The organism is Arthrobacter sp. HMWF013 (assembly GCF_003061105.1).
Classification (GTDB): domain Bacteria; phylum Actinomycetota; class Actinomycetes; order Actinomycetales; family Micrococcaceae; genus Arthrobacter.
Window position 1 is genome coordinate 1,456 of record NZ_QAIQ01000592.1, and the last position, 13,607, is coordinate 15,062.

11 protein-coding genes and 2 tRNA genes are annotated in these 13,607 nt (G+C 63.3%); 8 read left to right on the forward strand and 5 right to left on the reverse strand.

The window, feature by feature from the left end:
- The 4 genes from DBR22_RS24865 to ilvD all read right to left on the reverse strand — a co-directional run.
- The coding region (locus DBR22_RS24865; protein WP_375135000.1) for an NAD(P)-dependent oxidoreductase at positions 1-343 on the reverse strand (343 nt) is incomplete at its 3' end.
- An 89-nt stretch (positions 344-432) separates the two neighbouring features.
- A complete protein-coding gene (gene ilvN, locus DBR22_RS20060) occupies positions 433-945 on the reverse strand; it encodes an acetolactate synthase small subunit (RefSeq protein WP_108600449.1) in 513 nt (170 codons plus the stop codon).
- Between the two features lie 2 nt (positions 946-947).
- Entirely contained in the window at positions 948-2,846 is a 1,899-nt protein-coding gene (locus tag DBR22_RS20065) for an acetolactate synthase large subunit (RefSeq protein WP_108600450.1), read from the reverse strand.
- 386 nt (positions 2,847-3,232) lie between these two features.
- Entirely contained in the window at positions 3,233-4,954 is a 1,722-nt protein-coding gene (gene ilvD / locus DBR22_RS20070; protein ID WP_108600451.1) for a dihydroxy-acid dehydratase, read from the reverse strand.
- 272 nt (positions 4,955-5,226) lie between these two features.
- On the opposite strand from ilvD, the gene DBR22_RS20075 reads away from it, so the two are divergent.
- The 3 genes from DBR22_RS20075 to DBR22_RS20085 all read left to right on the forward strand — a co-directional run bounded on the left by DBR22_RS20075 (position 5,227) and on the right by DBR22_RS20085 (position 7,741).
- Entirely contained in the window at positions 5,227-6,420 is a 1,194-nt protein-coding gene (locus DBR22_RS20075) for a sunset domain-containing protein (RefSeq protein ID WP_108600452.1), read from the forward strand.
- Between the two features lie 181 nt (positions 6,421-6,601).
- Positions 6,602-7,549, forward strand: coding sequence for a PQQ-dependent sugar dehydrogenase (locus DBR22_RS20080; protein WP_375134999.1), 948 nt, complete (start codon positions 6,602-6,604; stop codon positions 7,547-7,549).
- Between the two features lie 116 nt (positions 7,550-7,665).
- Positions 7,666-7,741 (forward strand) — tRNA-Lys (locus DBR22_RS20085).
- Between the two features lie 149 nt (positions 7,742-7,890).
- Here DBR22_RS20085 and DBR22_RS20090 read toward each other — a convergent pair.
- Entirely contained in the window at positions 7,891-8,349 is a 459-nt protein-coding gene (locus DBR22_RS20090; RefSeq protein WP_108600457.1) for a MarR family winged helix-turn-helix transcriptional regulator, read from the reverse strand.
- 96 nt (positions 8,350-8,445) lie between these two features.
- Between DBR22_RS20090 and bcp the strand changes: the two genes are divergently transcribed.
- The 5 genes from bcp (at position 8,446) to DBR22_RS20115 (ending at position 13,459) form a co-directional block, all read left to right on the forward strand.
- Positions 8,446-8,928: a thioredoxin-dependent thiol peroxidase gene (gene bcp, locus DBR22_RS20095; protein ID WP_108600454.1), complete on the forward strand. Its 483-nt coding sequence runs from the start codon at positions 8,446-8,448 to the stop codon at positions 8,926-8,928.
- A gap of 139 nt (positions 8,929-9,067) precedes the next feature.
- A tRNA-Leu gene (locus DBR22_RS20100) sits at positions 9,068-9,149 on the forward strand.
- Between the two features lie 212 nt (positions 9,150-9,361).
- Entirely contained in the window at positions 9,362-10,030 is a 669-nt protein-coding gene (locus tag DBR22_RS20105; protein WP_108600455.1) for a fasciclin domain-containing protein, read from the forward strand.
- Between the two features lie 224 nt (positions 10,031-10,254).
- A complete protein-coding gene (locus tag DBR22_RS20110; protein ID WP_181365265.1) occupies positions 10,255-11,877 on the forward strand; it encodes an ABC transporter substrate-binding protein in 1,623 nt (540 codons plus the stop codon).
- A 79-nt stretch (positions 11,878-11,956) separates the two neighbouring features.
- On the forward strand, positions 11,957-13,459 hold the full coding sequence (locus DBR22_RS20115) for a malate:quinone oxidoreductase (protein ID WP_108600456.1): 1,503 nt from the start codon (positions 11,957-11,959) through the stop codon (positions 13,457-13,459).
- The last annotated feature ends 148 nt before the right edge of the window (positions 13,460-13,607 follow it).

Here is a 13,607-nt window from a genome sequence, read left to right on the forward strand (position 1 = left end):
GGATGTAGCCGTAGCGGATGTTGAAGCCGTGGCCGAAGAACAGGGCGTCGCCTGCCTGCAGGTTGGGGGCAATGTCGTCAGCGTAGACGTGGCGCTGGACCTGGTCGGGGGTGAGGACCATGATGAGATCGGCCTCGGCAACGGCTTCGGCGACGTTGAGGACGCGCAGGCCCTCGGCTTCTGCCTTGGCACGGGACTTGGAGCCTTCCTTGAGGCCGACGCGGACGTCGACGCCGGAGTCGCGCAGGCTCAGGGCGTGGGCGTGGCCCTGGGATCCGTAACCGATGACGGCAACGGTGCGGCCCTGGATGATCGACAGGTCGGCGTCGTCGTCGTAGAACATTTCAGTCACTTTGGGTGTCTCCTTTTGAGTGGATTCTCTGGTGTAAACAGTCTGTTGTATTGCGGTACTGCACGGGCTGGGTGCTGCGCCTAGGCGCTGCGCAAAGCCCTGTCACTCATGGAGCGGGATCCCCGTCCAACGGCCAGGGTGCCGGACTGCACAATTTCGCGGATGCCGAAAGGCTCGAGCACTGAGAGCAGTGCGGTGAGCTTTTCGGGGTGGCCTGTTGCCTCAATGACTACTGAGTCTGTGGAGACGTCAACCACTGAAGCGCGGAACAGGTCTGCAGCCTGGGTCACCTGCAGACGTGTTGCGGCATCCGCACGTACCTTGACCAGGATGTGGTCTCGCTGTACGGAAGATTCGGAGGTCAGCTCAACGATCTTGATCACGTTGATCAGTTTATTGAGCTGCTTGGTGACCTGTTCAATGAGGTCACCGTCTGCGTCGACGACGACGGTCATCCGGGACATTCCCGGAACTTCCGTCGGGCCGACGGCCAGGGAGTTGATGTTAAAGGCACGGCGGGCGAACAGGCTCGCGACGCGGGTCAGTACGCCGGGCTTGTCTTCGACCAGAACGGACAGTGTGTGGCGGCTCATGATCAGTCCTCCTCTTCCCATTCCGGGGTCATGTTGCGGGCAACCTGGATCTGGTCATTGCTGACTCCGGCGGGCACCATCGGCCACACCATGGAGTCGGGGCTCACCACAAAGTCGATGACCACAGGGCGGTCGTTGATTTCGAGGGCTTTCTGGATGGTGGCGTCAATGTCCTCGTCACGCTCACACCGGAAAGAGGCACAGCCATAGGCTTCACCAAGCTTGACGAAGTCCGGAATCCGGACTGTCTCATGGCCGGTGTTGAGGTCTGTGTTGGAGTAGCGGCCCTCGTAGAAGAGGGTCTGCCACTGCCGGACCATTCCCAGCGAAGAGTTGTTGATGATGGCAACCTTGATGGGAATCTTGTTGATGGCGCATGTGGCCAGTTCCTGGTTGGTCATCTGGAAGCAGCCGTCGCCGTCGATGGCCCAGACCACGCGGTCCGGCTCCCCCACCTTGGCACCCATGGCCGCGGGAACCGCGTAGCCCATGGTCCCGGCACCGCCCGAGTTGAGCCAGGCGTGCGGGCGCTCGTACTTGATGAACTGTGCCGCCCACATCTGGTGCTGGCCCACACCGGCAACGTAGATGCCTTCCGGTCCGGTCAGCGCACCGATGCGTTCGATAACGCGCTGCGGTGCCGTCAGTCCGTCTTCCGGTTCGGTCCAGCCCAGCGGGTAGGTTTCCTTCAGGTTGTTCAGGAAGGCCCACCACGTGGTGAGGTCCGGTGTGCCGGCTGCCTCGAACTGCAGGCGGACAGCCTCGGTGAGCTCAGGAATGATTTCCTTGACCGATCCGACGATCGGCACGTCCGCTGTCCGGTTTTTGGAGATTTCGGCGGGATCGATGTCCGCGTGGATGACCTTGGCGTTCGGCGCGAAGGACTTCAGGATGCCGGTCACCCGGTCATCGAAGCGGGCTCCGAGGGTAATCAGGAGATCTGACTGCTGCAGCGCCGTCACCGCCGACACGGTTCCATGCATGCCCGGCATGCCCACGTGCTGCGGGTGGGAGTCCGGGAACACACCGCGGGCCATCAGGGTGGTGACCACGGGAGCGCCGGTGAGTTCTGCGAGTTCACGCAGCTCCGCGGAGGCATGGGCTTTGACCACGCCTCCACCCACGTACAGGACCGGCTTGGTGGCCGCCGCGATCAGCTTGGCTGCCTCACGGACCTGCTTGTTGTGCCCACGGGTGACCGGGCGGTATCCGGGAAGGTCGATCTTGGGCGGCCAGGAAAAGGTCATCTGCCCCTGCTGGGCATCCTTCGCCACGTCCACCAGCACGGGGCCGGGGCGTCCGGTGGACGCCAGATGGAAGGCCTCCGCCATGACATGCGGGATGTCGTTGGGGTCGGTTACCAGGAATGAATGCTTGGTGATGGGCATGGTGATGCCCACGATGTCGGCTTCCTGGAAAGCGTCTGTGCCGATCACGCCGCTGGAGACCTGGCCGGTGATGGCCACCAGCGGCACGGAATCCATGTGGGCATCCATGATGGCGGTAACGAGGTTGGTGGCACCGGGGCCGGAGGTGGCGATGCAGACGCCCACCCGGCCGGTAACCATTGCGTAGCCTTGCGCGGCGTGGCCGGCTCCCTGTTCGTGACGGACCAATACGTGGTTCATGTTGGAGGCCATCAAGGGGTCATAGGTAGGCAGGATCGCGCCACCGGGCAAACCAAAAATATCGTCGACGCCGAGTTCTTCGAGCGAACGGACAATAGCTTCTGAACCGGTCATCACCGTTGGGGGTACAACGTTGTTCGGTCCAAGGACAGGAGAGACAGCGGCAAGCTCGACGACGGCGTCAGCCGTTCGGTCGGCACGGTCCGGAGCCTTGGGGGCTCCAGCGGACTTTGTAGCCATCAGCGAGGGGCTGATTGGCGATCCTTTGCTCATCGGACTCTTCCTTGTGGATCATCTGTGGTTCTGTCGAAACTGCGGAAATAAAAAAACCCCTCAGCCTGGCGGCTTTTCGAGGGGTTGCGCGTGACTGTTCGTTACCAGTGGAGGCTATGGAGCCACGCGCTTGGTAAGGACGACGACTGCTTCTGCAGCGGCGCAGCTTGTAACGAATGCGATCATGCGTTCAGTTTTCCCTCTGGTGGAAAGCGTGTCAACGAAGCACAACGCGATCTCACCATGTGGACTACATCGTCCACTAAATGATCCATTTCCGGCAGGATCACACCGAAGCCTCACCGCGCATGGCGGAAGGGCTTAATAAGGGTGATACCGAGGGGACCCTTGTGAGAGGCGCTCAGCACCTCTCACAAGGGAAGGTATCACCCGCAGTATGCGCCGGTGGAGGCGCTGTGCACCAGCTTGGCGTACTTTGCGAGGACGCCCTTGGTGAACTTGGCGGGCAACGGCTCCCAGCCGATCTTCCGCGACTCGAGCTCGGCCTCGTCCACCAGCAGGTCGAAGCTGCGGGCAGCGATGTCCACGCGGATCCGGTCCCCGTCCTTCACGAAGGCGATGGGGCCGCCGTCGACCGCTTCCGGCGCAACGTGGCCGATGCACAGGCCGGTGGTACCGCCGGAGAAGCGGCCGTCGGTCAGGAGCAGGACATCCTTGCCCAGGCCTGCGCCCTTGATGGCACCGGTAATCGCCAGCATCTCGCGCATGCCGGGACCGCCCTTGGGGCCTTCGTAGCGGATGACGACGACGTCGCCGGCCTTGATGGCGCCGTTGTCCAACGCGTCCAGGGCGCCCTGCTCGCGCTCGAAAACGCGGGCAGTTCCTTCGAAGACGTCGGCATCGAAGCCGGCGCTCTTGACGACAGCGCCTTCCGGGGCCATGGAGCCGTGCAGGATGGTAATGCCGCCGGTCTTGTGGATCGGGTTGTCCAGTGCACGGAGGATCTTGCCGTCGAGGTCCGGCGGGTTGATCGCCTCAAGGTTTTCGGCAACGGTTTTGCCGGTGACGGTGAGGCAGTCGCCGTGGAGCAGGCCGGCGTCGAGCAGTGCGCGCATGATGACCGGCACGCCGCCGATCTTGTCGACGTCGGTCATGACGTATCGGCCGAAGGGCTTCAGGTCGCCCAGGTGCGGGATCTTGTCGCCGATGCGGTTGAAGTCCTCGAGGGTGAGCTCAACTTCGGCCTCGCGGGCGATGGCGAGCAGGTGCAGCACGGCGTTGGTGGAACCACCGAAGGCCATGGTGACCGCGATGGCGTTCTCGAAGGCCTTCTTGGTCATGATGTCCCGCGCGGTAATACCGAGGCGCAGCAGGTTCACCACGGCTTCGCCTGACTTGCGGGCGAACTCATCACGGCGGCGGTCTGCCGAGGGCGGGGCAGCCGAACCGGGCAGGGACATGCCCAGCGCTTCGCCGATGCAGGCCATGGTATTTGCCGTGTACATGCCGCCACAGGCGCCTTCACCCGGGCAAATGGCCTTTTCGATGCGTTCCAGGTCTCCGAGGCTCATCTTGCCTGCGGCGCACGCACCGACGGCCTCGAAGGCGTCAATGAGGGTGACTTCCTTTTCGGAGCCGTCCTCGAACTTGACCCAGCCGGGCATGATGGAGCCTGCGTAGAGGAAGACGCTCGCCAGGTCCAGGCGGGCGGCTGCCATCAGCATGCCGGGGAGGGACTTGTCGCAGCCGGCCAGCAGGACCGAGCCGTCGATCCGCTCGGCCTGCATCACGGTTTCCACGGAGTCAGCGATGACTTCACGGGATACGAGTGAGAAGTGCATGCCCTCATGGCCCATGGAGATTCCGTCGGAGACGGAGATGGTGCCGAACTGCATGGGGAAACCGCCGCCGGCATGGACGCCTTCTTTGGCGCCCTGGGCCAGCCGGTTCAGGGAAAGGTTGCAGGGAGTAATTTCGTTCCATGAACTCGCAACGCCGACCTGGGGTTTGGCGAAGTCGTCGTCCCCCATGCCGACCGCCCGGAACATGCCGCGCGCGGGGGCTGCATGGATTCCGTCGGTGACAACCCGGCTTCGGGGCTTGATGTCGATCTTGTTCTCGGTTGCGATCTGGGTGTCCTCACTCATGGGTGAAAGTCTATGGCTCCGGAAGAGGCCCGAAGACCGTAACGGCCCTGTTAAGCAGAAAATGCCGCATATTTCGATCAAATGCTGGACTCTTGTCTCAAATAATGAGACACGCGGCGTGGTGAGGCGCCCCGTTGTACCTGAAAAGTGCAGTGCACAGGCGGCTGAAGCCTGCTTTGGCGGCGCACCGGCGAAGCCCTAGACAGTCCCATTCGCGCCGACGTACCGTCAGGGGAACGGCAACCCCGCCATTCGTACTGAAGGGCTCCGCTATGGATTTTGTCTTCTGGATTATCGTCATCGTGCTCATCGTCGGCATTGTGTGGTGGCTCCTTAACCGCAACAAGTCCTCGAAGGCCGGCAGCGCGGTGCCGCCACGGGCAGAAGGCGGGCTCTCGGGCGGCAGCGCGGCGCCATCAGCGGTTGCGGCAGGAACAGCCGGGATCCCCAGCGCAGCAGGTTTCGGCAGTCCGGCCGAGCCGGCCGCCCCGACGACGGCGGACGAGACACGCGAACCTGCTCGCCCGGCTGAACACAGGGCGGCTGCGGCGGGACGGGACTCCGTTGATGAAACAGCAGAACCTGACCGGCCCAGCGGACACGCAGAACCGGCGGCAGCCGAACCGCTACGCCGCGTGGAACCACTAAGCACCGGGCCTGATCTGAATGCCGCGCCCGGCCCGGCAACTGCACATGGTGCCAGCGCTATGGCTGATGCCCCGGGCACCGTCCCGGACGCGGGCCCTGCTCCTGAGAAGGGCACCGCTTCTGAGGAGGGCACCTCTTCTGACGTGACAGACCAGGGCGAGTGGGAGACCCAGTGGTCGGAAGCTGACGGCTCCCACGCAGCCACCCACCGGCACGAAGCCCGCGAAGCATCGGGCGCCGCCACTGCTCCCTTATCCGAGGCCCCTCAGGCGGCCGGAGCCTCCTACGTCCACCATCCGGAATACACAGAACCTCACTCTCCGACGCTGCCCGGAGCTGAAACGGCCGCTGCCGAAGCGGCCGATGAAGCCGGGCAGACCGAACCCGCCGGACCCGGGACCCGGGTGGCACCCGGCGAGGCCCGTGCCGCTGCCGAAGCTCCAACTGCCCGCGCCGGGGTGGGACTTCCGGACAGCGCCCCTGAAACGGAAACCTCTGACAGCGCCAGGTCATCCGCGGCGGTGGAAACAGCCGCCAGTCATGTGGCCGAGCCTCCCGTGGCGACGGGGGCCCACGGAACCACCGCAGAACCGACCGGCCATTTGGCAGCCGACCAGCCCTACGGCGCAGGCTCAGCGTCACCTGGTCCGGACGGCAGCGGGCCGGCGGACTTCGACGTCAAGGGCGATGCCGGGGCGATGGTCTACTACGAAGAGGGGCACGCTGACTATGAGCAGATCAGGGCCGACGTCTGGTTTGAGTCCCCGGCGCATGCGGAGGCAGCCGGGTTCCGCGCACCCCGGCGGATGCGCCTCTAAGGCGGCCCGCTTTCCGTTCAGAGGCTCCCCTGCGGCCGCGTCGCCGGGGAGCCGCCTGCTCGGGAAGGTCAGCATTGCCCTGGGCCTGGCTTTGTTTCTGTCAGGGTGCACCGGTAATGGTGATGAGGCCCCGACCGGCAGCAGCACAGAAGCCGGAACGGCATCTGCCGGACCCCTGTCAGTGACAGGAAAGCTTGACCTCCAGCTTGAGATTCCCTGGGCAACGGTCTTCCTGCCCAGCGGGACCGCCATCATCTCCGAGCGTGACACCGCACTGCTGAAGGCAGTCCGGGACGGCCGGGCGGCAACGATTGGCAAGGTCGCCGGCGTAGCACCTGCGGGCGAAGGAGGCCTGCTGGGACTGGCCCTCTCCCCCGGTTTTGCGACCGACCGTTATCTCTACCTGTATTTCACGTCCCCGGAGGACAACCGCATTGCCCGCGTCGAGCTGATTGAACGGCCCGACGGCTCGTTGGCCTTCGGCGACCCTGACGTGATCTTTACCGGTATTCCCAAAGCATCCACGCATAACGGCGGCCGGATCCGGTTCGGCCCGGACGGTTTCCTGTACGTGGGCACGGGAGACTCGCAGCGGCGGGAACAGCCACAGGACCCCAACGCCCTCGGCGGGAAGATTCTGCGGCTGACTCCTGGGGGTGAACCCGCACCCGGCAACCCGTTCGGCAACGCCGTCTACAGCCTGGGCCACAGAAACGTCCAAGGGCTGGCCTGGGATGCCGAGGGCAGGCTCTGGGCCAGCGAATTCGGCCCGGATGTCAATGACGAACTTAACCTCATCGAGCCGGGAGCCAACTACGGGTGGCCGGCTGTCACGGGAGCGCCGCACCGGGAAGGGTTCCGCGACGCCAAGGTGGTGTGGCCTTCGACGGCGGATTCCTCGCCCAGCGGCCTGGAAATAGTTGGGTCCACGGCATACTTGGGCGCCCTGCGCGGCCAGCGCCTGTGGACCGTCAGTCTGGCAGGCGAAGACGCCAGCGCCCCTGTGGCCTATTTCACACGTGAGTACGGCCGGATCAGGGACGTCGTCCGGACACCCGAGGGCGGTTTCTGGGTGCTCACCAACAACCAGAACCCCGATTTTGTGCTGGTTCTGGCACCCGGCGAGTGAATCGGCAGCCGCCTGCCACCTCGATTTCACATGCACCGAAAGTTCGTGTAGAGTTTCATGTCGTTGCGGAGATCAACGGGGAAAGAAAAAGCCCGGGAGATCACCACCAAAGAGATGCACCTCTAGCTCAATTGGCAGAGCAATTGACTCTTAATCAATGGGTTCCGGGTTCAAGTCCCGGGGGGTGCACCAAGGGAAAAAACAGCCTCTGGCAAGCGGAAACGCTGCCGGGGGCTGTTTTTGGTTGTCAGGGAACTACTGATCAAAAAAAACCGGCACGGCCACCGCAGGAAACTGCAACGGCCGTCCCGGCTGGACTCCCCTGTCCGGGAGCGTCAGATTCACTGTCCGAGCGGCGCGCGGTCCACCATGGCACGGGCTACGGGCGAGGAAAACTGGCTGGCCAGCTCCCGGACGACCGCCTGGAGCTCCTGGCGCAGGAGTTCGGGGTCAATGGATGCGGCCGCGAGCACGGAGCGCTCCATCTCCACCGCAGCCACGGCTGCTTCCCGTCCGCTGTCAGTGAGGGACACCACCTGGCTGCGGCGGTCTGAGGTGCTGCGCACGCGCACGATGTGGCCGTGGGCTTCCAACCGGCTAAGGGTTTTTCCCATGGTCTGGGCCTGGACGCGCACATACTGCGCCAACTGGGCCTGAGTCATGGACCCCTGCGCGGAGAGCACTTCGATAGCGATCACGCCGGCGTGCGTCAATCCAATGGCGCTCAGTTTCTCGTTCCAGGAGTGTTCAACGAGGCGTGCCGCAGTGGACAAGAGGCGCCCAGTGGGCCAGTGATCCATGTCAGGCATACGAGCAAGTATAGCCAAGTGCCGGTTCGCGTCCGTTCCTGACGCTTACTAAACTGGTGTGTCACGCCTGCAACGAGGAGATCAACAGTGGCTGACAGACTATTAACAGGGGATATTGCACCCGATTTCACACTTAAGGATGCTTCAGGGCAGGACGTAAGCCTGGCCGCCGGCAACGGCGGCAGCAACGGCAGCACCATCATCTACTTCTACCCGGCAGCCTCGACGCCCGGCTGCACCAAACAGGCGTGCGATTTCCGTGACAGCCTGGCGTCCTTCACCTCCGCCGGGTACCGGGTCCTGGGCGTGTCCCCCGACCCCGTCCGGAAGCTTGCCGCATTTACTGCACATGAGGCACTGACTTTTCCGGTGCTGTCAGACGAGGACCACGCCGTGGCGGAGGCCTACGGCGCCTGGGGTGAAAAGAAAAACTACGGAAAGACCTACCAGGGGCTCATCCGTTCAACCATCGTTGTGGACGCCGGTGGAAAAGTGGTGCTTGCCCAATACAACGTCCGGGCCACCGGCCATGTGGCCAAACTGCGGCGCGATCTCAACCTGGACGACTGACGGAAACCGGCCGGGAACGGGCTGACGCCGAACCCCTGGGCGCCGAGGCTACAATGGAAGCTGGCATCCGCCGTCGTACGTTTCAGAGCCCTGGCCGGGTCACCGGGCAGTCCTGAAATACAGCGTCGGCAACGGCCAAGCGCGAGTGGTGGAATTGGCAGACACGCAGGATTTAGGTTCCTGTGCCTTCGGGCGTGGGGGTTCAAGTCCCCCCTTGCGCACAAATGCAGATTAAAGAGATCCAGGCCCACCGGCCTGGATCTCTTTTTGTTAAAGAAAAGAAAACTCCTTTCGTTTACCCATCCGCTTCCGGGTAACAGCCGAATACCCATTGAGACACCAGCCAAGGGCAGGTGCCCAACAGTCGCAAAGAGCCAGTGCAGACAATTCGTTTGCAGCAGGCAATAAACCGGCACAAACAAGGAGAAATTCAATGCAGTCATTCAAGCGCACAACCTTCACCGTCGCAGGCGTTGCAGCTGCAGCCTTGCTCAGCCTCACGGCCTGCGGTGGAGCAACAACTGCCACGAACTCAGCAGCACCGTCCGCTGCACCGTCAACGTCCAGCATGGCTCCGTCACCGTCCGCAACTGCTGCAGCGATGGACCCGGCAGCCAACCTGGTTGGCCCCGGCTGTGCAGGCTATGCGGAAAAGGTCCCCACCGGTGCAGGCTCTGTGGCCGGCATGGCCCTGGACCCGGTAGCTGTCGCGGCATCGAACAACCCGATCCTCACCACCCTGACGGCAGCCGTTTCCGGAAAGCTGAACCCCAAGGTTGACCTGGTGGACACGCTCAACGGCAGCGAGTTCACAGTCTTCGCCCCGGTGGACGACGCCTTCGCGAAGATCGACGCGGCGACCATCGAAACGCTCAAGACGGACGATGCGCTCCTCAGCAAGATCCTGACCTACCACGTGGTCCCCGGCCAGATCACTCCCGACAAGATCGCCGGCACCCACGCCACGGTCCAGGGCGGTTCAGTCACGGTCACCGGCAGCGGCGACGCACTCATGGTTGACGGTGCCAGCGTGATCTGCGGCGGCGTCCAGACGGCCAACGCCACCGTCTACCTGATCGACTCGGTACTGATGCCCAAGTAGTCCAACCCGGCACCGCACGGCCACAAGGACCGTTCCACCCGGAACGGGCCTTGTGGCATGTGAGCCGAGCGCGGTTCCGGTGCGTTCAGGAAGCACCGGGTTGGGTCAACTAGACTGTGTCCTTTGGCCCGCAGTCGGCGGTGCCGGCCGGACAGCCCAGAGGTGATACACGAGTGCCCAGCAGTACATCGCGGCGGACGGTTATCAAGACCGGTGCTGTTTTTATGGCCCTGGGCCTGACCTCGTGCACGGGCAGCCCCTCGCCGTCCCCAACCCCGGAGACGCCTTCGACGGCGGCTCCCGGCGCTGAACCAACGCAGACATTTACGTTCGGTACGGCATCCCAGCCCCTGGGCCTTGACCCGGCTCTCTCCAGCGATGTGGAAAGCTACAGGATCACCAGGCAGATCCTTGAAGGCCTCGTGGGCGTGGACCAGACCACCGGCAAACCCACCCCGTTGCTGGCCACGGAATGGAACGAATCCGACGAAGGCCGGGCCTATACCTTCAAACTGCGCAGCGGCGTCACCTTCCAGGACGGCACCCCCTTTAACGCCGACGCCGTGTGCGCCAACTTCAACCGCTGGTTCGCCTTTTCAGCGGATCTGCGGCGGCAGGCGCCCGGCAGTTCTTTTAAGGGCGTCTTCAAAGCGCATTCCGACGAGGCAGCCCTTTCCATCTTCAAAAGCTGCACCGCCGTGTCCGCTGACACTGTCCGGATTGATCTGACGCAGCGCTTTACCGCGTTCCTGCAGGCGCTCACCCTGCCGGCGTTTGCCATTGCGTCCCCCGCAGCCCTCAGTGCGGGGACAGCTGACGTCCTGGACCAGACCCGGAGCGGCAACACCGTCTCCCGTTTCGCCACCAACCCGGTGGGGACCGGTCCGTTCAGCCTTGCCGCGTGGGACGACGCAAGCGTCCAGCTGGTCACGCACCCGGATTACTGGGGCGACCGCGGACAGATCTCCACCATCAACTTCGTCACCTACGATCACCCCCAGACGCGCCTTCAGGCCCTGTTGGACGGCAAGATCGACGGCTACGACGCCGTCACCGTGGGCAACTTCGACCAGCTGGTTAAACGCGGAATGCAGATTGTCCAGCGTGATCCCTTTTCCGTGATGTACCTGGGCATCAACCAGGATGTGCCTGTCCTGCAGAACGAGAAGGTCCGGCAGGCGATAGAGCTGGCGATCGACAAAGACACCCTGATCCGCAAGTTCTTTATCGACAACACGGCCAAGGCCTCCCAGTTCGTCCCGCCCAAGATCAGCGGTTTTAACAACGAGGCACCCGCTCTGGGCCACGATCCTGAAAAGGCCAAAACCTACCTGGCCCAGGGCGGCTACAAAGGCGAGGAACTCAGGTTTTACTACCCGCTCAACGCCACCCGCCCGTACCTGCCCACACCGGAGAAAATCTATGCGGAGCTCAGCCGGCAGCTGACCGCCGTCGGCCTGAACATCAAACCTGTCCCGGTGGACTGGTCCGACGGCTATCTCCAGAAAGTCCAGTCCCCCGGGGACCACGCACTGCACCTGCTGGGCTGGAACGGCGCCTACGCTGACGCTGACAACTTCGTGGGGCCGCTGTTCGGCGAAAAGAACGGCGAGTTCGGTTACCAGGACCCGCAGGTGTTTTCCAAGATCAACCGCGCCCGCGGGCTCCCGGCGGGCGACGAGCGTGATGAGCTGTATCACAGCATCAATGCCCAGATCGCGGTGACGGTTCCGGCCGTTCCCATCGCCTTCCCGATCTCAGCCCTTGCACTGTCGGACCGGGTCAGCAACTACCCTGCGTCCCCGGTCCTGAATGAAGTTTTCACAAAGGTCCAGCTAAAGTCTTGACGGCCCCGGCCAATTTCAGTATGCAGGCGGTGCGGGGATATTCTGTGACAGCCAGAGCCGCTGCTATCGGAGACTGATTGTGACCTTCATATCCAAGACCCAACATGCCGACGTCGTCCTGATTGGCGGGGGCATCATGAGCGCCACGCTCGGCGCCTTCATCAAGCAGCTTGAGCCGAACTGGACCATCTCCCTGTTCGAACGGCTGGACCAGCCGGGGCTGGAAAGCTCGGACCCGTGGAACAACGCCGGAACCGGCCACGCCGCCCTGTGCGAACTCAACTACACCCCTGCAGCCAAAGACGGCTCAGTGGACCCTTCCAAGGCTGTCCTGATCAACGAGCAGTTCCAGCTGTCCCGGCAGTTCTGGTCCCACCTTGTGGACGAATCGCTCATCGGCTCGCCGAAGGGCTTCATCAACACCGTCCCGCACATGAGTTTTGTCATCGGTGAAAACAACACCACATTCCTTAAGAACCGCTACGAAGCGCTCAAGTCGCACACGCTTTTCCGCAGCATGGAGTACTCCGAAGACCACGCGCAGATCGCCAAATGGGCTCCGCTGATCGTCAAGGGCCGCGACCGGCAGCAGCGCATCGCCGCCACGCGCGCGGCCGAGGGCACCGACGTCGATTTCGGTGCCCTGACCCGGGAACTGACCACCTACCTCGGTAACAACGGGGTGGAGATCAACTACGGGCATGACGTCAGCGGGATTTCCAAATCATCCGACGGCGGCTGGGACCTCTCCATCAAGCACCCCAGGTCCGGAGAGCACGGCAAGATCAATGCCAGGTTTGTGTTCGTGGGCGCCGGTGGCGGAGCGCTGCACCTCCTGCAGGCGTCCGGCATCCCGGAGAGCAAAGGCTACGGCGGGTTTCCCGTGTCCGGCCAGTTCTTCCGCTGCACGGACGAAAAGCTCGCCGCCCAGCACAGCGCCAAGGTCTACGGCCAGGCTTCGGTTGGCGCGCCGCCCATGTCCGTCCCGCACCTTGATACCCGGTACGTGGACGGAAAGCGTTCGCTCCTCTTCGGTCCTTACGCCGGGTTCTCCACCAACTTCCTGAAAAACGGCTCCTACCTCGACCTGCCCTTGTCCATCCGGCCGGGCAACATCATTCCGATGCTTGCCGTAGCCAAGGACAACATGGACCTCACGGCGTACCTCGTCAAGGAGGTCGCCAAAAAGCACGCCGACAAAGTGGAGGCGCTGCGCGAGTACTACCCCGAGGCAAAAGACGGCGACTGGGAACTGATTACTGCCGGCCAGCGTGTACAGATCATCAAGAAAGACCCCAAGAAGGGCGGAGTGCTGCAGTTCGGCACCGAAGTCATCGCCGGCCGCGATGGCTCCATCGGTGCCCTGCTCGGCGCTTCACCCGGAGCCTCCACGGCAGTGCCCATCATGATCGAACTTCTCCAGAAGGCCTTCCCGAAGAATTTCAAGGGCTGGCAGGGGAAACTGAAGGACATGATGCCCGGCTACGGAGTCAAGCTCGACGAGAACCCGGAACTGGCCGCGGAACTCGAAACGGCAACCGCCAAGTCACTCCAGCTGGACAGCATTCCCGCCAACCGCTGACCCTGCGGGGGCAAGCAGGCAGGACGGCCCGGTCCGCACTGGTCCACCCAACCCACAGGAGAGAACGCGATGTTCCGGCTGGCACAACTTTCACTTGCGAACCGGGCGCTGATCGCGCTGGTCACCGTCTTCGCGTCGGTGTTCGGCG

Excerpts from the sequence above, each read along its gene's own strand:
- DBR22_RS20110 (WP_181365265.1), top strand. The coding sequence starts at position 10,255 with ATGGCCCTGGGCCTGACCTCGTGCACGGGCAGCCCCTCGCCGTCCCCA.
- DBR22_RS20105 (WP_108600455.1), top strand. The coding sequence starts at position 9,362 with ATGCAGTCATTCAAGCGCACAACCTTCACCGTCGCAGGCGTTGCAGCT.
- DBR22_RS20065 (WP_108600450.1), bottom strand. The coding sequence starts at position 2,846 with ATGAGCAAAGGATCGCCAATCAGCCCCTCGCTGATGGCTACAAAGTCC.
- ilvN (WP_108600449.1), bottom strand. The coding sequence starts at position 945 with ATGAGCCGCCACACACTGTCCGTTCTGGTCGAAGACAAGCCCGGCGTA.
- DBR22_RS20090 (WP_108600457.1), bottom strand. The coding sequence starts at position 8,349 with ATGGATCACTGGCCCACTGGGCGCCTCTTGTCCACTGCGGCACGCCTC.
- DBR22_RS20075 (WP_108600452.1), top strand. The coding sequence starts at position 5,227 with ATGGATTTTGTCTTCTGGATTATCGTCATCGTGCTCATCGTCGGCATT.
- ilvD (WP_108600451.1), bottom strand. The coding sequence starts at position 4,954 with ATGAGTGAGGACACCCAGATCGCAACCGAGAACAAGATCGACATCAAG.